Origin of the sequence: Bacillus pinisoli (genome assembly GCF_023036475.1) — a bacterium.
Taxonomy (GTDB): Bacteria; Bacillota; Bacilli; order Bacillales; family SA4; genus Bacillus_BS; species Bacillus_BS pinisoli.
Map to the genome: position 1 here is coordinate 263,693 of NZ_JAJQKI010000001.1, position 18,018 is coordinate 281,710.

Genomic DNA, 18,018 nt, shown 5'->3' on the forward strand with positions numbered 1-18,018 from the left:
ATTTTTCTCACAAATTAAATAAGGTAGAATTCTTCTGGAAAAGTGAAGAATTCTACCTTATTTTTATTTAGTATAGTAAAGCTTTATTTAGTCGTACATGAATTACGCTCGATTATAGTAAATGGAACTATAATCCTCTTAGCTGGTTCCTGTGGATTCATAATTTTTTCAATTAAACATTTTGCCGCTTGAAAACCAAGCTGATAAATATTGACATCAACCGTCGTTAGTGGTGGTCTGGAAATCTCAGATAATAACAGATTATTAAAACTAATAATGGATAAATGATCAGGAACTTTTATTTTCATCTCTGCTAATGTATTAAACATCCCTAGTGCCATTAAATCATCGGCAACTACTAGTGCGCTAGGTCGTTTTTTTAACGACATTAGTTCTTTAACTGCTTCTTGTCCACCTTCTCTTAAGAATTCTTCGTGGACAATATACTCTTTATTAAATGGTACGTCTGCAGCTGCCAAGGCGTCCTCGTAACCTCGTAATCGATCAACGGTTACAAGGAGACTTAAACTCCCACCAACGAACCCTATTTGTCTATGCCCTAACTTCAGTAAGAAATCAGTAACAGATTTACCTGCATTATAGTTGTCATTATCAACATGAGTAATGGCATCAGTATTTACATGAGGCTTTCCAACCATGGTAAATGGAAACTTCCTATCAATTAAAAAGTTTGTTACTTTATCATTTACTCGTGAATACAGGAGAATCAATCCATCTACTCTTCCACCCTGCACCATTCTTACAACCTCATTATAAATTTGATCTTCTGTCTCGCCTGTAGAGATCAGAATCGCATATTCTTTATCATGAGCAACCTTACTTATCCCTCTGATTACTTCGGGGAAGAATGGATTTTGGAAAACTTTTTCGGTTGAATTAGGTAAAACCAACCCAATAGCTTGCACAGATTTATTGATTAAGCTTCTTGCATTAAAATTTGGGTGATAGCCCAACTCGTCCATCACTATTTTTACACGCTCTTTTGTCTTATGACTAATTCTTGGATTATCAGCAATCACTCGTGAAACGGTGGATGGAGATACCTTCGCTAATTTTGCCACATCTTTTATTGTTACAGTCATAGTTTAACACCTCCTTAAATACGATGAAACTGTTTAACCTTTTCCCATAAGTACGCAGTTTTATTATAACGATATCCATAAAAATCGTATAGGAATTTTAAAACTAGATGTTACACAGTACAACAAATTAGAAGAGGTACAGGCTGGAGAACTGAAAAAGACGGCTCGATTCTAAATCAAGCCGTTTTTTATTATCCTTTTTTACTACTTTTAGAGAGCACGATGCAAACGATATACCTTAGCTTCATATGGTCTTAATAACTCACTTGATTCTTCTTCAGGATGATAATTAGATAGTAGCAGTTCTGCATTACTCAGATTCAGGTCAACCTTTGTTGGCTTGCCAAATAAATTACAGCACACTAGTATTTGCTCATCTTCAAGTGTTCTTGTATATGCATAGACCTGCTCATGATCCTCTAGTATGAGATCGTATGCTCCATAAATTAAAACATCGTTTTCTTTTCTTAACTGTATGAGGCTCTTAAAATAATTTAAAATAGAGTTCGCATCATCTTTTTGTGATGCCACATTAATCTCTTTATAGTTAGGGTTCATTCCAATCCACGGTGTCCCAGTTGAAAATCCAGCATTTAACGTCTGGTCCCATTGCATTGGTGTACGGCTATTGTCCCGCCCACGTTCCCAAATGACCTTCATAACCTCTTCATGCGATTTCCCTTTATCTGTCTCTATGCGATAGTAATTAATCATTCCAACATCATTGTAATCTTCAATATTTTCAAATTTTACATTTGTCATTCCTAATTCTTGTCCTTGATAGATAAATGGAGTACCTTGCATTAAAAAATACATAGTAGCCAAGCTCTTTGCGCTTTCACTCCAGTATTCTTTATCATTTCCCCATGTTGAAACACTACGAGGTTGATCATGATTCTCTAAGAATAAAGCATTCCAGCCATTATTCTCTAAACCCTTTTGCCACTTTGTTAATGTACTTTTTAAGGTATCTAAATCAATTCCACCGGTCTCTCCCTTATCCCACAAACCTAAGTGCTCGAATTGAAAGATCATGTCAAACTTTCCGTTTTCCTCTCCAACCCATTCGTCAGCTTGTTCAATACTTACTCCATTTGCTTCCCCGACTGTCATGATGTCATATTTAGAGAACGTCTCATCTTTTAACTCGGCTAAAAAGTCTTGAATTCCTTCTCTATTCATATGCCCTTCAAAAGAAGGTACAAAATCAAGTTTTTTTGGATTTGGTAAGTCAGGCAGTCCAGGTGTTTTCTTTATGTGGCTAATAGCGTCAACTCGGAAGCCATCAATACCTTTGTCTAACCACCAGTTAATCATGGAATATAACGCTTCTCTGACATCAGGATTTTCCCAATTTAGATCAGGTTGTTTGGTTGAGAAGATGTGCATAAAATACTGTTCGGTGTCTGGATCATATTTCCAGGCGGAACCTGAAAAGATACTTTCCCAATTATTTGGCTCTTTTCCATTCTTTCCGTCTCTCCAAATATACCAATCTCTTTTTGAGTTTTCTTTTGAAGATTTAGATTCTATAAACCAAGGGTGTTCATCTGATGTATGATTGATTACTAAATCAATAATCAGCTTCATTCCACGTTTATGAACCTCTTCTAAAAGAAGATCAAAATCTTCCATTGTACCAAATTCATCCATAATGTCCTGATAATCAGAAATATCATAACCATTATCATCATTTGGTGATTTATACATAGGACAAATCCATATAACGTCAATACCTAGATCCTTAATATAATCTAACTTCTGGATCATCCCACGAAGATCTCCAATGCCGTCACCATTACTATCCATAAAACTCCGAGGATAAACTTGATAGGCTACTGCTTCTTTCCACCATGTTCTCTTCATTCTTGCACCTCTTATCCTGCTTTTAATAAGCTAGTCATGTTGTTAAAAATTATTAAAGGAAAATCAATTTTGACTTCCCTTTAATAAGTAAAACCAAAAACTTATACCCACCACATGTCGGAAGGTTTTTCTTCAATAAGGACTGCTTTGAGATTTTTTACTGCTCTATTAAAACCTTCTTCAATTGACATAATAGGATCTTCGTGCTCAATACTAACGACATAATCATACCCATAGGTACGTAACGCACTCATCATATCAGACCATTCCTGAATACTATGTCCACATCCTACAGATCTAAACGTCCAGGCACGGGTTTGCACGTTTCCGTAAGGCTGCATATCCGTCAGTCCATACATATTTACATTGTCCTGGTCAATAAATGTATCTTTGGCATGGAAGTGGTGAATGGCGTTTGCTTTTCCAAGAATTTTAATAGCAGCTACCGGATCGATTCCTTGCCACCATAAATGGCTTGGATCAAGATTAGCTCCAATTGCTTCACACGTCTCTTCTCTAAGCTTTAGTAAAGTATAAGGTGTGTGAACTAGAAATCCACCGTGTAATTCTAAGCCTATTTTCACATTATGATCTTGTGCTAACTTACCCACTTCTCTCCAATATGGAATCAGCTTTTCTTCCCATTGCCATTTAAGTACATCTCCATACTCAGTAGGCCACGGAGTTACTGGCCAGTTCGGATATTTTGCGTCTTCATGGTCTCCTGCTGTACCAGAGAAACAATTAACAACTGGAACGTTCATTAAACTAGCCAGTTTAATTGTTTTTACTAAAACTTCATGTGATTGATTTGCAAATTCCTTTTCAGGTGAGATCGGATTCCCATGGCAACTAAATGCACTGATGACAAGGCCTCTTGAATGAACTTTTTCTAAATACTCTGCACGTTTCTCTTCGTCTTCAAGTAATAAATCAAGGTCACAATGAGCATTTCCAGGATAGTTTCCGGTCCCTATTTCAACTGCTTGCAATCCTGCATCTTTTACATAATCAAGCATCTCATCAAAGTTTTTTTGTGAGAACAAAACAGTAAAAACTCCGAGCTTCATCACTTATTCCTCCTTTAGCCTAATGCTTCTTCCTTGTTCACTACTTTTATAAATTGCATCTATTATTTTCGTCACATGAATGGCTTCATCCGCTGTAACGATCGGCTTTTCTAAGCCTAAACAACTGTTTATAAAATTACGGGCTTGCGGAAGTCCAGGGTCATCCTCACCAGTTAACCAGTCTGGAGTACTGTTTAACAGCATACCATTCTTAGCTTGATTCAGATGGAAAGGAAATACATCAATCCCACCAAATTCTCCAGATATACTAACAGCTTCAACGTCTTCTTTTATATTTGCCGCCCACGAAGTTTCAAAGAATAATGATGCCCCGTTTTCAAATTTAATATAAGCGGTAACATGGTCATCTACATCAAACGTGTTATGATCGAAGTCTCCCCATAGGTTCACTTGATTTGGCATTTTACTTAAGCGGTTATATGAAGTACCTATTATTTCAACAGGTTCTGGGTTACCCATTAGCCATAAGGATAAATCAAGAAAATGACAGCCATAGTCTATTAAGCTACCGCCACCCTGTAAAGCTTTATTCGTAAACACGCCCCATCCTGGTACTTTTCTTCTTCGTAATGCCTGGACTCTTGATACAAACGGCTCACCTATTTCTCCTTGAAGAAGTAGCTTCTTTGCAGCTTGTGGCTCTTTCATAAAACGATAATGATAACCGATTGTTAAGATTTTCCCATTCCGTTCAGCAGCTTCTTTCATGAGAAGAGCTTCTTCTGTATTCATTGCCATTGGCTTTTCGCATAGGACATGAAGTCCTGCATTTAAGGCGTTAATGGCCATTTCAGCATGAAAGCGGTTCGGTGTACAGATTGTGACCGCATCTACATCATTAAACATATCTTGATAATCACTATATATTTTGGGGATACCAAATTGCTCGGCAACCATACTTGCTCTTTGCTCATCTACATCACTGATTGCTGTGATGGTTACTTGATCAGCTAACTTTAAGTATGCAGGTATATGCCTACCTTGGGCTATTCCTCCAGTACCAATAATCCCCATTCGTAGCTTGTTCATGTATTTCACCTCAATTACGATAAGGGTACAATTTTTTTGGTTTCGTTTGACTCAAGCGCAGCGAGTACGACTTGAAGAGATTTCAGCCCTTCCTCTCCACTCACTGGCACCTCTTTATTTTCTCGGATAGCATCAACAAATAAGTCTATTACTTGTGAACTAGTTTGACCTCCGGATTCATTTGTTTGAATGCCACCTAATTCATATTTTACGACTTCGCCATTCTTATATTGGACAATCAATGATGCCATTGGATCATCCTCTAGACGCACTATCGCTTTTTCTCCATAAATAATGGTTGAATTATCTTCCTTTGAGACATAGGACCAGCTGGCAGCTAATGTACCGATGATGCCATTTTTTGTTTTGAGAATGCAAACAGAAGTATCATCAACATCTGTATTTTCTTTAGCACTTGTCTCAATAAAGGAGCCCACTTCAACAAATTCCTCACCTAGTAAATATCTTAATAGATCCGTTTTGTGTACGCCTAAATCTCCCATTGCCCCAATAAAAGCTTCCTCTTTCTTAAAGAACCAACTTTCTTTTCCATCCGCGCTCCATCCTTCAGGTCCACCATGACCAAATGCCGTACGGAAGCTATAAATTTTCCCGATTTCTCCTGATTCAATGAGATTTCTTGCTTTTTGGTGGGAAGCAACAAATCTCTGGTTATGGGCAATCATCAGTTTTTTATTGTTAGCTTTTGAAGCGGCAATCATATCCTCTGCCTCTTCCTTTGAAGTAGCCATTGGCTTCTCACATAAAACATGCTTCCCAGCGTTTAATGCAGCAATGGAAATTGGTGCATGTAAATAATTAGGAGTGCACACACTTACTACATCGATTGACTCATCTTTTAATAGTTCTTGATAAACTGTATAAGCTTTTGCTTGATATTGTGCAGCAGATTCGTCAACACGCTCTTTAACAATGTCACAAACTGCCACAATTTCTACGTGCTTATTATTCGCATACTCAGGTAGATGACGATGCTTGGCAATACTTCCACATCCGATTACAGCTACTTTTAACGTTGTCATGTAAATTCCTCCTAATTAAGCTCTTTTTTAGGTTCTTTTCTAAAAGTTTGTTGCTTTCTCAAGCTTATTTCGCTTTTATTTCTTGTAAAGGTTTTGCATTTCCATATACAGGTTTTGGTAATGCAGTTGGCTTAGCCCATTGAACAGCATTTGTAATAACTCGCTGAACTTCTTTGTTATAATAAGTAGGGTATGTTTCATGTCCAGGTCGGAAATAAAAAATCTTGCCTTTGCCACGGTGGAAAGTACATCCACTTCTAAACACTTCTCCACCTTCAAACCAGCTCACAAACACTAGGTGATCTGGTGCTGGAATGTCAAAATGCTCTCCATACATTTCTTCCTTTTCTAACTCAATATATTCTCCAATTCCTTCTGCAATAGGATGTCCTGGATCAACAACCCATAAGCGTTCGGTTTCATCTGCTTCACGCCATTTTAAATCACAAGTCGTTCCCATTAAGGTTTTAAAGATTTTCGAGAAATGTCCTGAATGGAGTACAATTAACCCCATTCCATCCAATACTCGTTGTTTTACCTTCTCAACTATTTCATCACTCACCTCGTCATGTGCAAGATGGCCCCACCATACAAGCACATCCGTGTCTGTAAGTACATCATCTGTTAGTCCATGAGAAGGATCATCTAGAGTGGCAGTTCTCACAGTAAAATCTTCACTTAAAAATGAAGCCAGTGCACCATGTATACCTTGTGGATATACCTCTTTCACTAGCGGATTTTTTTGCTCATGGCGATTTTCATTCCACACTGTAACTTTTAACATAAAAATAACCTCCATCTATGTTTATCTCTACATTATTGCTAAAATAATCGATTGCATTACTTATTTTTGAGTTAGCAAACGTTTATTAAGTACAACATTTTTACAAGTAAGCGACAGTCATAATAATAATAATAATAATAATGAACTGTATTAAAGATTGTCTAAAAACAGTCACTTATATCCTTCGCAATCTCATTTTTGCAAACGATTGCACTTTTAGGTACAAAGTAACCTTCAATAGATGTAAACTATTATTTAGTATAATAAATTTAATGAGCTAATGAAATCGTTTTTATTATCTAGAACAAAAGTAGGAGAGTGAATTTTCACTCACTCTCCTTTTTAGCTTGATCTCTGTATCAAAAATTTTAACTATATTTGCATAGACTCCAGCAAATCTAATAACTGCTCAAGTTCTGATTGAACATTACATTCATAAATTCTCAAGAAACACTCTAATAATATCTGCCCCACCAATGAATGTACCAATTGCACTACCTAAGTTTGTAAGAAGCACAATGAGTAAAACTCTTGACACTTTATTCTTCCAAAAGCCCTTTACCGTGTAGACGTCTTCTGATAATTTCACAAAGTCCGTCACCTTTGGCCTACGGAAATAAACATGGACGAGTCCAGAGAATACACCAGCAGCCATTAGAGGATTTAGCGAACTGATTGGCGCAATAATAAAAGCCGTCAGGACTGCAAGCGGATGTGCAAGGGCAATAGCTGCTCCCAGGGCAGCAAACGTTCCGTTCCATAAAATCCAGCTAAGCGTTTGTTGAAAACCGGCTGAGGGATTTTCATACAAGGTATACCCTATTAAAGCAATAATAATGGCGGGTATAATCCACCCTACCCATTTGGGCTTTTTCTTTTTGTTTGGGACTTTATTTAAGCTCTTTAAATCATGCTCCTTGTTAATTTCCTTCTTAATTCCCGGCACATGCGCTGCACCTACTATGGCGACAATCTTTTCCCCAGGGGCATCTTTAATTTTTTGTGATAAATATTGATCGCGTTCATCAATTAATGTCTTTTTTAATCCTGGAAAAGCTTGTGTGAACTCTTGCAAAATGGACTGAAGCATGTCTTCTTTCTTAAGTTTTTCTAACTCTTCCTCTGTAATCTCTTCTTTATTGAAGATACTACCTACTAGAGCTGATAGTAGCTTTGCCTTCCCCATAAAGCCTAAACCGTTCCAAATTCTCGAAAACGTAACTTGGATATTACGGTCTGCTAAAACAAGTTCTGCTCCTACTTCTTTCGCAGAATCAATACCTTGGATCATTTCCTGTCCTGCTTTTATACCAAGCTGGCTTGCAATTCGTTTTTGAAAAGAAGAAATAACAAGATTCATCAGCAACAGAGTCGTTTTTCGTTTTTTAATAACATCAAACAAGTCCATTTCCTTCCACTTGTTTTCATCAGTAAGAGATTGATATCTTTGTTGATCCAACTCTATACAAACTGTGTCAGGTCTTTCACTCTCGATAACTTCCTTTACTTCTTCAGCACTATATCTTGAAACATGGGCAGTTCCTATGAGAATAATTTCTTTTTCATTTATGGTTAATCTTGTAATGGTATCGGTTGACATACGCATGGGTTCTCCTCAAAAGTTTTGGTTACAACTACATTGTACCATTAAAATCCAAAGTATCTCCGTAATAAATAGGAAATCCACTTACATTGTGGGTGATGACTGATATTTTCAATCAGTCCTTTTACAATCGCACGACTCATACTAGACACTTCTAACTCTTTCTTTAATAAAAGAAGGGATTCTTTTTCAATATTCTCCTCATCCATCTCAGGAATCACTTTGTCTATTAATTCATGGAGCTGCTCTGTCGTCACATTTTCTTGAAGAGGTTTCTTAAACATAGAAAACAATTCCTCCGTGATAAATGGAATGGAGGTCTGCTTCGCTAATAAATTTGTTTTTTCAACTAATGATCGTGACAGTAAATCTAGGTCCATCGGAACTTTCTGAAATAGAAAAAGTTCACTATACATTCGTGAAAATGTTTTTACACAATATAATAAATCGTATTTAATAAATTGAACTTGGTTGCCAAATATCTTTTCAATCATTGTTAAAATTAACTTTTCAGTTAAAGCATCATAGTAATGCATTTTCATTAAGAGTTCTTCACTAAAAGAATAAGCTTGTTCTTTTAACAAAATGTTCACAAAATCCGAATGTTTAAGGAAAGATTCAAACGTAACATAGTAATACTTATATAAAGGATTTTCAACATGCTCTAGCTCACTGACTACTAAGTCAATATCAGCGATAATCTTTTCCATAAAATGATCAATCAAAGCCAAAACCAATGCATCTTTTGACTTAAATGATAGATAAAACGCGCCTTTAGAAATATTGCTGTGCTCTGTTATTTGCTGGACTGATGTCCCTTCAATTCCTTGTTTTGCAAAGAGTTCTAGTGCTTTTTCCATTATCAGTTGTTTTTTCATCTATCGCATTCTCCTAGTATACTTCTGTTGACAATTGACCGATTAGTCATTAGTATAAATAATTGAATTTAACAAGTCAAACAAGGGTAGGTGTCACAGTGAAAGGGTTAGTCAATTTTGTACTAAAAAACAAACTTGCAGTTTGGTTACTGACCATTATTATTACAGTTTCAGGTATATACTCAGGAACCCAAATGAAAATGGAGACCATCCCCAACATCTCCATTCCATACTTAATGGTTATGGATGTTTATCCAGGTGCCACTCCTGAACAGGTGATGGAAGATGTATCCATTCCTATAGAAAAGGCCATTGAAAATTTAGATGGTGTGAAATCGGTCTATTCAAATTCTTATTCTAACATGTCCAGCATTCAAGTTGAATATGAGTACGGTTTAGATATGTCAGAAGCGAAACGTGAATTAGAAGATGCTCTAGATGCAGTTACATTACCAGAAGGTGCACGTGAGCCAAGTATCACGGCAATTAGCATGAACATGATGCCGATTGCTGCATTAAGTATTAGTAGTACAAATGCAGATATCGTTGAACTAACCTCTACGGTAGAGGAATCTGTTCTTCCTGAAATCGAAAAAATTGAAGGTGTTGCCTCCGCAACCATCACAGGACAGCATATTGAAGAAGTACAACTTACTTATGACGAAGCAAAAATGACCGAGCTCGGTTTAACCGAAGATACAGTCAAACAAATGATCCAAGCAAGTGACCTAGCAGTATCATTAGGACTCTTTGAATTTGAAGAAGGAGAAGAGGCCGTTTCCGTTGACGGAAAGTTCATGACTGCTAATGAACTAAAGGAAATGCTGATCCCTATCACTCCTTCTGAAGCAAACCCTTCACCATTTGTGAAGCTTGGAGACATTGCTTCCATTGAAGTAGTGGGAAAAGTACAATCCATCTCACGTACAAACGGAGAAAATGCAATTGCTATTCAAATTGTTAAAGGTCAACAAGCAAACACAGTAACTGTCGTGAATGATGTGAAAGACTTAATTAAAGAACTTAGAGAAGATTTTGATGGAATCGTCATCGATGTATCTCTAGACCAAGCAGAACCTATCGAAAAGTCGGTCTCAACAATGGTTGAAAAAGCTCTATTTGGTGGTTTAATCGCAGTATTAATCATTCTATTATTCTTACGTGACTTTAAATCTACTATCATTTCAATCATATCAATTCCGGTCTCTATCTTTATGGCATTTCTTCTATTACATTGGATGGAGATTACGTTAAATATTATGACACTTGGTGCGGTTACCGTTGCGATTGGACGTGTCATCGATGATTCCATTGTCGTAGTTGAAAATATTTATCGACGATTACATCTAAAAGAGGAAAAATTAACAGGTCGTGCTCTAATTAGAGAAGCAACGATCGAAATGTTTAAACCAATCCTTTCTTCTACATTAGTAACTGTAGCAGTATTCGCACCATTAATTTTTGTTGGTGGTATGGTTGGTGAGCTATTCACACCATTTGCTTTAACGATGACGTTTGCACTAGGTGCTTCATTACTAGTCGCGATTACCATCGTACCAGCTTTAGCACATTTCTTATTTAAGAAAAAACTATATAGTGAAAAGACGGAAAGCAGTCATAAAGAAGATGGAAGCTTATCTAATTTGTACAAAAAAGTTCTGGATTGGACCTTGAATCATAAGATTATCACTTCACTTATTTCAGTTATCCTACTAGTTGGAAGCTTAGCACTGACTCCACTGATTGGCTTTAGCTTTATGGGTAGTGAAGAAGATAAGGTGATGTATTTGACTTACACACCTGCTGCTGGCGAGTTAAAAGAAGAAACACTAGCAAATGTTGAAGTGGTTGAAGAAAAAATGCTAAAACGTGATGATATCAATATTGTCCAACTTTCTATTTCAGAAGAAGCGGATCAAATGACTGCCATGATGGGTGGTGGAGCAGGTGGCGGATTAATGTATCTGATCTTTGACCCTGATATGGAAAACTTCCAAGAAGTACGTGCAGAAATTGAAGAGTATGTCACAAATCTTGGTCAATCCGGTGAATGGAAGAGCCAAAACTTCGGTGGCGGCGGCAATATGTCTTCAAATGAAGTTAGCTACAGCTTTTATAGTGAAAATTTAGATCAATTAAATGAAGCAGTTAAAATGGTTGAAGATGTGATGAAAGACAACGAGGGAATTGAAGATGTTACCTCAAGTGCAGAGGAAGCGTATGTGGAACATACATTCAAGGTGGAGCAAGATAAGCTCTTACCATATGGTTTAACAACGGGACAAATTGTCATGATGTTAAGTCCGGACCGGACAGAGAATGTACTAACAACAGTTGAAAAAGACGGAAATGAACTTGAGGTCATCATTCAACAAGAACAGGCAGAACAACCGAAATCGGTTGATGATATATTAGCTAAAGAAGTGCCTACTGCTTTAGGTACCACGATTCCTCTATCTGAAATTGTCACAGTGGAGAAAGGTACAACACTGAACACATTAGCAAGAAGTGAAGGTCAATATTATGCTTCTGTTTCAGGAACAGTTATTGAAGATGATATTTCAAAAGCAACAACCGAACTAGATAAAGCCATTGATGAATTAGATCTACCATCTGGTGTGAAGGTCGATGTTGCAGGTGTCGCAGCAGACATGAACGAGACCTTTACTCAGCTCGGGCTTGCGATGCTCGCAGCCATTGCGATTGTTTACTTTATCTTAGTTGTCACATTTGGTGAAGGTACGGCACCGTTTGCTATTCTATTCTCTTTACCATTTGCCGTAATTGGATCATTTGTTGGTCTATTAATTGCTGGGGAAACTATTTCAGTTCCGGTTATGATGGGTCTACTCATGTTAATTGGTATTGTTGTAACAAACGCTATCGTACTTGTAGATCGAATTATTCATATGGAACACGAAGGTATGAATTTACGAGAAGCTATTTTAGAAGCTGGGGCCACTCGACTACGTCCAATCCTAATGACTGCTATCGCTACAATTGGTGCATTAATTCCATTAGCGGTTGGTTCTGGTGGTGGCGGTTTAATCTCGAAGGGACTTGGTATTACCGTTATTGGTGGTTTAACAAGTTCAACCTTATTAACCTTGATCATCGTACCTCTAGTTTATGAAGTATTGTCAAAGATGCTGAAGAAAAATCGTAAAGAAATTCAGGAAAACTAAATGGAAAAGCCCGGTAAGAATCAATCTTATCGGGCCATTTTCTTGATTGAACGAAAAAAATATTCGCCTAGTAGAAGCATAGAAGCATGTATTGGTATCAGAAGGTACAGGTCTTTGTTACTTGACGGTCTTATTAGCTTCCATTTATATAGAAATCGATCTAACAAGTGCAAAAGTAATAGGCAAATGATTTTTAATGGGTTCCGAAAATAAATGGTACTTATAGTTCCTATGGTGCCTACTATTAATGTATAAATAGGTACCAAAATAAAGTGCTCCCAATATTGATCACGTAAGATACCTATTCGGAATCGATACTTATTTAAAAGTGCCAAACTAAAATAAAGTATATTCGTATAATTGATCCAATAACTTAAGAACACGGAGACTTTTAGTTTTAATGGATGGCCTTGCTCTATATCTCTCCACCATTTTTTTACTTGATTAAAATAAAGAGGCATTGTTGTAATAGTTAACAAAGTACTCCAAGTAAAGTTTCGAAATACTCCCCAACTAATGAACAACCTTTCTATCACTCCATATATAAGTGCAACTAGGATTCTTCCCTTCCAACCCACCTTAAATAATACAATTAACGTGCTAGCAATTGGAATAAATAATGACTGAGATAATAAAGCACCAAAAACTGAATCAATCCATTTAACTTTAAACACCTTCGGATAATAAAAATACATTTTTAAGACATTTAGTACAAAGTACTCAAAAATATAAGCTATTCCAATACTAACATTCAATACAAGAAATGTTTTATTACCTTTCTTTACAAAAGCTAAAAGTAGAAAAAAACCATGAATGATTGTTAGTACAATAAATGGAATAGTTTTTTTCTTCATGTATGATTCCTCTCTTAGAGATATGCTGTCTTTGAGTTGATTTGAAAAATTGAATATTACTGTCATGGTATTTTACATCTAGAGAGCTAGCTAATCTAAACGTATATTAACGAGCTCTTATTCACATAAAGCGAGATCAACTTAGAAAAGAATATGCCTAAAAAATGCGGTCCTGGAAGGATCGCATTTTTTTACATATTCATACTAGAAAATATGAGCTAGATCCTTTGCTCTTGCTATAGCATTTGCTTTAATTTCGTCCGATTTATCTGGCATAGCGGCATGCCCTTCTACAAATAAGCCCTCAAAAGATGGAACCCCGAAGAATTGCATAATGATATGTAAGTATCGGTGACCCATTTCTAGTTGTGCTGCTGGTCCTTCCGAGTAAATTCCACCTCTAGCTTGAATATGAAGGGCCTTCCTGTCAGTTAAAAGCCCAACTGGACCTTGTTCTGTATATTTAAATGTCTTACCTGCAACTGCCACTGAATCTATATAAGCCTTTAGAACAGGTGGGAATAAAAAGTTCCATAGAGGTGTCACAAATACATACTTGTCTGCAGCAATAAATTGTTCACATAGCTCAGATAGTCTTCCTACCTTGCCCTTTTCTTCTTCAGAAAGCTGTTCAAATGCTTGACCTGAACGCAGCTTCCCCCATCCACTAAAAACATCAACATCAATCTCCGGAATATACTCTTTATAAAGATCAACATTGATAATCTTATGGTCTGGATTCTTCTCCTTATATGTATCCATAAACGCTTTTCCCACAGCCATACTATATGATTGAGTGTCATCATGAGGATGTGCTGTTATATATAATACTGTAGTCATGGGCAGATCAACCCTTTCGCTATAGATTGTGTAGTTTAGTTTTATCTATAACGATTGCTTTCATACTGATTTAATTTGATTGCTTTAGGTATAAAAAACATAATAAAAGAACGCCAAAAGGCGTCCTCTAAATTGTCTATTCTTTACTCTCACTAAAAAAAGGGTTACCGCTAATGTTTAATCTCATTTCATCTGTTAGCTTAAATGGTTCAGATCCATAACTATTTTCAGAGGTCTCGGTGTTTTGAATACTTCCGTCATAATGAAGTGGTTTATTTTCCATATGTAAATCTTCACCTCCGTTTTCCTATCTTCCCCTATATTGTACTAATTATTTTGACCTATTAATAGGTAATATTTGAAAAAATGAACATATTATAAGTTCTTTACGAGTGATGAGTAATTATGCATGTATTGATTTAGATAAGAGCGATTGTTATAGTTACGATTATATTATTCTTACATAAACTCAGTGATTTATAGGGGGAACCTTGAAAAGTTATGGAGAAACACAATGAAAATAAACTAATTTTACTATTAGAAATTCTAATTGTCTCTACTAGGCTTGGGTTATCTTCATTTGGAGGACCTACCGCACACTTAGGGTATTTTCATGATGAATACATTAGAAGAAGAAAATGGCTCGATGAGAAAGCATATGCCGATTTGGTAGCCTTGTGTCAATTTCTCCCCGGTCCAGCTAGTAGCCAAGTTGGAATTGGCATTGGTGTCATACGTGCTGGAGTTCTTGGTGGGATTGTCTCATTTATCGGTTTTACGTTACCGTCTGTTATAGCTCTCATTGTCTTTGCCGCAATACTAAATCATATTGAATTTTCGAAAGCTGGATGGATTCATGGGTTAAAAATTGTTGCAGTGGTAGTCGTTACAAACGCAATTCTAGGTATGGCAAAAAACCTAACTCCTGATGTTTCAAGAAAAACAATTGCTTTAATCGCAGTTGTTTTATCATTATTATGGCAAACTACTTTCACCCAAATTGCCATCATCCTATTAGCCGGTATAATAGGTTTTGCCTTATACCGTAACCACAACAAGCTGGAAGAACATATTGAAATGAACTTCCCCATTTCACATCGCTTTGCAGCCATTTGTTTAGCTCTCTTTTTCGGGCTACTGATCCTATTACCGATTTTAAGAGGAATAACCGATTACAGCTGGGTAGCCATGTTTGATAGTTTTTATCGCTCAGGATCTCTTGTATTTGGAGGCGGGCATGTGGTGTTACCTCTTCTTGAACGAGAATTTGTACCAACTGGCTCGTTGAATGAAGAGCAATTTCTCGCTGGTTATGGCGCTGCTCAGGCCGTTCCAGGACCCTTATTCACATTCGCCGCATATATTGGAGCCGTCATTAACGGCTGGCAAGGTGGATTGCTTGCGACAGTTGCTATCTTTCTACCTGCGTTTCTACTCATTTTTGGAGCGCTTCCTTTTTGGAATACAATTCGTCGCAATCCAACTATTAAAGGAGCACTAATGGGTATAAACGCAGCGGTAGTAGGAATTTTAATCGCAGCTCTTTATCATCCGATTTGGACCAGTTCTATTTTAACTGCATTTGACTTCGCCTTTGCGGCCATCTTATTTAGTATGTTAGTTTTCTGGAAGCTACCTCCATGGGTGATTGTTGTAATTGGTGCTGTTGGCGGGTATTTGATATCTCTTTTATAGATCCTATTGTTATGTACTTACTTTTGAAAAAAAAATCGGACTTACTCTTACTAGTTTTCATATAGACATTTCGTCTTTTAAAAAGCAAGCGAATAGACTAGGACGTTGGTTCGCTTGCTTGTTTTCCAACAAACAACCAACAATCCAAGATCTATTGATTATTGATTGAAAGAAGTAACTTGAAAATTCCCATTATTATACTCTAATATAGACACACTACAATTTTTTATATCAGTCGTTAAGTCCAAATCCTTTGAAAACTTTTCTAGAATATGTCTAATTGTTACACCATGAGTAACAAGAAGTATATTTCCGCCACCTTTGTTTTCTTCTACAAGGGCTTGAAGACCTTTTTCCACACGTGTCCAGATTTCAGTATAATTTTCTGCATGATGAAGAGGATCGGATTTTTTTATTAGGTTTGATAGTTCTTCAATGTTGTGGTGTTTGAATACTTCTTTCATGCTATGAAACCCGTTGTCCTTAGCCAGCTTATTCCACACTACATCATTCTTTTCCCCTTCAAAACTTCCAAAAAAGGTTTCCCTAAATTCTTTTCTTCTTTGGATTGACAAGTTATCACGATATTGGTTTTGCTGTAGGACTACTTCGGCTGTTTCCACCGTTCTTCCTGAGTCACTGGTATACACTCGGTCAAAACGAACATCCTCAAGTTTTTTTCCCGCTTCTATTGCAACTTGCTTACCTTCTTCTGTTAAAGGACTGTCAGCCCATCCTTGCATTCTCTGGTATCTATTCAGATACGTTTCACCATGCCTCATGACATATAACGTAAATTTGTTTTCCATGTAGACCACCTAACTCTTTATCAAGCTAACGTTCTAATTGGAACTCATTATATCTCTTCACGTAATAAAAGCCAACAGTAAATCTGCTGACTTTTATTACTTTTTTTACTATTTTCCACTCACTTTTATCCTTGTAAAAACTTTACACAAACCGGATATGGGATTGATAGACTTGAGTCAGTAAGTGTTAATTTTCCAGTAGTTTCATCACGTTTATATAACACAAGATTGCTTGTTTCTTGATTCGCTACCACAACATATTGTTCAGTTGGGTCGAGCGTAAAGTCTCTTGGCCAATCTCCTTCAGTGGAAGTATGCTCAACAAATGTTAATTCTCCTGTATCTTGTTCTACTTTAAAAGTTGCAATACTGTTATGACCCCGATTCGAAACATAAACAAAATGACCATCCGAAGAAAGGTGAATAGCTGCCCCTTGGTTATTCTCTGTAAAATTTGAAGGAATGGTTGAAATTGATTGAAGCTCAGTAAACTTACCCTCCGCCGAATTATAAGAAAGAGCGATAACTTCTGAACTTAATTCTGTCATGACATAAGCGAACTTTCCGTTAGGATGGAACTCAAGATGTCTCGGTCCACTTCCCGGTTGAACAGTTAAGCTTTGAACTTCAACTAAAGATCTATTCTTTATTTCATATGTAAGAATTTGATCGATTCCAAGATCTACGACAACTACATATTTTCCATCCGGTGTATATCCTGAGTAGTGTGTATGTGGTTTTTCTTGTCTCTCTTTGTTTGGACCTGAACCTACTAGCTGGCTCGAGGAAACAAGGGATTGTATACTTCCATCCGTAGCATCAATCGTGTATAAATCAACAGTGCCTTTATGATAATTGGCTGTCACCACATTTTGGTTAGCAAGGTCAACACTAACATGACAAGGTGATGCCCCAGTGTCAACAAGGCTGTTTAGAAACTCTAATTCACCCGTTTGGGCATGGATGGAATACGCAGCTGCTCCACCTTTGTCTCCCTCTTTCACTACAGAAAATAAATACTGATTGTCATGACTAACCGTTACATACGTTGGATTTTCAAGCTCTGCTACTAGCTTTGCATCACTAAGTTGCGCTTTTTCTGTATCTAGAATAAATGAGTAGATTCCTTTACTCTCACCTTTTGTGTATGTACCAACGTACCCTCTAATTTGTTGTTTCATCTTCCTCACCCTCACTTTTATTGTAATGATACTTATCTATTATAATTTTTATAGTAG

15 protein-coding genes are annotated in these 18,018 nt (G+C 36.8%); 2 read left to right on the forward strand and 13 right to left on the reverse strand.

Features of this window, described 5'->3' with window-relative positions; all coding sequences use genetic code 11:
• Window positions 1–83: 83 nt before the first annotated feature.
• The 8 genes from LT143_RS01365 to LT143_RS01400 all read right to left on the reverse strand — a co-directional run bounded on the left by LT143_RS01365 (window position 84) and on the right by LT143_RS01400 (window position 9,397).
• Window positions 84–1,103 (reverse strand): LacI family DNA-binding transcriptional regulator, encoded by a 1,020-nt coding sequence (locus LT143_RS01365; protein ID WP_246938769.1) that lies wholly within the window; start codon window positions 1,101–1,103, stop codon window positions 84–86.
• A 210-nt stretch (window positions 1,104–1,313) separates the two neighbouring features.
• Window positions 1,314–2,969 (reverse strand): glycoside hydrolase family 13 protein, encoded by a 1,656-nt coding sequence (locus tag LT143_RS01370; protein WP_246938770.1) that lies wholly within the window; start codon window positions 2,967–2,969, stop codon window positions 1,314–1,316.
• 101 nt (window positions 2,970–3,070) lie between these two features.
• Complete coding sequence (locus LT143_RS01375) at window positions 3,071–4,039, reverse strand: sugar phosphate isomerase/epimerase family protein (RefSeq protein WP_246938771.1); 969 nt, start codon at window positions 4,037–4,039, stop codon at window positions 3,071–3,073.
• Between the two features lie 3 nt (window positions 4,040–4,042).
• Window positions 4,043–5,089 carry a Gfo/Idh/MocA family protein gene (locus tag LT143_RS01380; RefSeq protein ID WP_246938772.1) on the reverse strand — a complete coding sequence of 349 codons (1,047 nt, stop codon included), beginning with the start codon at window positions 5,087–5,089 and terminating at the stop codon, window positions 4,043–4,045.
• 14 nt (window positions 5,090–5,103) lie between these two features.
• A complete protein-coding gene (locus tag LT143_RS01385) occupies window positions 5,104–6,132 on the reverse strand; it encodes a Gfo/Idh/MocA family protein (protein ID WP_246938773.1) in 1,029 nt (342 codons plus the stop codon).
• A 64-nt stretch (window positions 6,133–6,196) separates the two neighbouring features.
• A complete protein-coding gene (locus LT143_RS01390; RefSeq protein ID WP_246938774.1) occupies window positions 6,197–6,916 on the reverse strand; it encodes a ThuA domain-containing protein in 720 nt (239 codons plus the stop codon).
• 433 nt (window positions 6,917–7,349) lie between these two features.
• Window positions 7,350–8,516: a TraB/GumN family protein gene (locus tag LT143_RS01395; protein ID WP_246938775.1), complete on the reverse strand. Its 1,167-nt coding sequence runs from the start codon at window positions 8,514–8,516 to the stop codon at window positions 7,350–7,352.
• Between the two features lie 47 nt (window positions 8,517–8,563).
• Window positions 8,564–9,397 carry a TetR/AcrR family transcriptional regulator gene (locus LT143_RS01400; RefSeq protein ID WP_246938777.1) on the reverse strand — a complete coding sequence of 278 codons (834 nt, stop codon included), beginning with the start codon at window positions 9,395–9,397 and terminating at the stop codon, window positions 8,564–8,566.
• Between the two features lie 98 nt (window positions 9,398–9,495).
• Here LT143_RS01400 and LT143_RS01405 point away from each other — a divergent pair, with 98 nt between their 5' ends.
• Complete coding sequence (locus LT143_RS01405) at window positions 9,496–12,582, forward strand: efflux RND transporter permease subunit (RefSeq protein WP_246939135.1); 3,087 nt, start codon at window positions 9,496–9,498, stop codon at window positions 12,580–12,582.
• A gap of 26 nt (window positions 12,583–12,608) precedes the next feature.
• Here the strand turns inward: LT143_RS01405 and LT143_RS01410 are convergent, their stop codons facing one another.
• The 3 genes from LT143_RS01410 to LT143_RS01420 form a co-directional block, all read right to left on the reverse strand.
• The gene (locus LT143_RS01410; protein WP_246938779.1) at window positions 12,609–13,436 is read right to left on the reverse strand and encodes a hypothetical protein; all 828 of its coding nucleotides are present in this window, start codon (window positions 13,434–13,436) and stop codon (window positions 12,609–12,611) included.
• A gap of 204 nt (window positions 13,437–13,640) precedes the next feature.
• On the reverse strand, window positions 13,641–14,276 hold the full coding sequence (locus tag LT143_RS01415) for an FMN-dependent NADH-azoreductase (RefSeq protein WP_246938781.1): 636 nt from the start codon (window positions 14,274–14,276) through the stop codon (window positions 13,641–13,643).
• 136 nt (window positions 14,277–14,412) lie between these two features.
• Window positions 14,413–14,559 (reverse strand): hypothetical protein, encoded by a 147-nt coding sequence (locus tag LT143_RS01420; RefSeq protein ID WP_246938783.1) that lies wholly within the window; start codon window positions 14,557–14,559, stop codon window positions 14,413–14,415.
• 218 nt (window positions 14,560–14,777) lie between these two features.
• Here LT143_RS01420 and LT143_RS01425 point away from each other — a divergent pair, with 218 nt between their 5' ends.
• Window positions 14,778–15,971 carry a chromate transporter gene (locus LT143_RS01425; protein ID WP_246938784.1) on the forward strand — a complete coding sequence of 398 codons (1,194 nt, stop codon included), beginning with the start codon at window positions 14,778–14,780 and terminating at the stop codon, window positions 15,969–15,971.
• A gap of 158 nt (window positions 15,972–16,129) precedes the next feature.
• Here the strand turns inward: LT143_RS01425 and LT143_RS01430 are convergent, their stop codons facing one another.
• Together LT143_RS01430 and LT143_RS01435 are read right to left on the reverse strand one after the other, a co-directional pair.
• Window positions 16,130–16,780: a histidine phosphatase family protein gene (locus LT143_RS01430; protein ID WP_246938787.1), complete on the reverse strand. Its 651-nt coding sequence runs from the start codon at window positions 16,778–16,780 to the stop codon at window positions 16,130–16,132.
• Between the two features lie 125 nt (window positions 16,781–16,905).
• Window positions 16,906–17,961 carry a lactonase family protein gene (locus LT143_RS01435; RefSeq protein WP_246938789.1) on the reverse strand — a complete coding sequence of 352 codons (1,056 nt, stop codon included), beginning with the start codon at window positions 17,959–17,961 and terminating at the stop codon, window positions 16,906–16,908.
• Window positions 17,962–18,018: the final 57 nt, after the last annotated feature.

Bases quoted from the DNA above. Each gene is read 5' to 3' on its own strand.
- LT143_RS01365 (WP_246938769.1), bottom strand. From the start codon at position 1,103: ATGACTGTAACAATAAAAGATGTGGCAAAATTAGCGAAGGTATCTCCA.
- LT143_RS01430 (WP_246938787.1), bottom strand. From the start codon at position 16,780: ATGGAAAACAAATTTACGTTATATGTCATGAGGCATGGTGAAACGTAT.
- LT143_RS01410 (WP_246938779.1), bottom strand. From the start codon at position 13,436: ATGAAGAAAAAAACTATTCCATTTATTGTACTAACAATCATTCATGGT.
- LT143_RS01400 (WP_246938777.1), bottom strand. From the start codon at position 9,397: ATGAAAAAACAACTGATAATGGAAAAAGCACTAGAACTCTTTGCAAAA.
- LT143_RS01420 (WP_246938783.1), bottom strand. From the start codon at position 14,559: ATGGAAAATAAACCACTTCATTATGACGGAAGTATTCAAAACACCGAG.
- LT143_RS01425 (WP_246938784.1), top strand. From the start codon at position 14,778: ATGGAGAAACACAATGAAAATAAACTAATTTTACTATTAGAAATTCTA.
- LT143_RS01415 (WP_246938781.1), bottom strand. From the start codon at position 14,276: ATGACTACAGTATTATATATAACAGCACATCCTCATGATGACACTCAA.
- LT143_RS01395 (WP_246938775.1), bottom strand. From the start codon at position 8,516: ATGTCAACCGATACCATTACAAGATTAACCATAAATGAAAAAGAAATT.
- LT143_RS01375 (WP_246938771.1), bottom strand. From the start codon at position 4,039: ATGAAGCTCGGAGTTTTTACTGTTTTGTTCTCACAAAAAAACTTTGAT.
- LT143_RS01385 (WP_246938773.1), bottom strand. From the start codon at position 6,132: ATGACAACGTTAAAAGTAGCTGTAATCGGATGTGGAAGTATTGCCAAG.
- LT143_RS01390 (WP_246938774.1), bottom strand. From the start codon at position 6,916: ATGTTAAAAGTTACAGTGTGGAATGAAAATCGCCATGAGCAAAAAAAT.
- LT143_RS01435 (WP_246938789.1), bottom strand. From the start codon at position 17,961: ATGAAACAACAAATTAGAGGGTACGTTGGTACATACACAAAAGGTGAG.
- LT143_RS01380 (WP_246938772.1), bottom strand. From the start codon at position 5,089: ATGAACAAGCTACGAATGGGGATTATTGGTACTGGAGGAATAGCCCAA.
- LT143_RS01370 (WP_246938770.1), bottom strand. From the start codon at position 2,969: ATGAAGAGAACATGGTGGAAAGAAGCAGTAGCCTATCAAGTTTATCCT.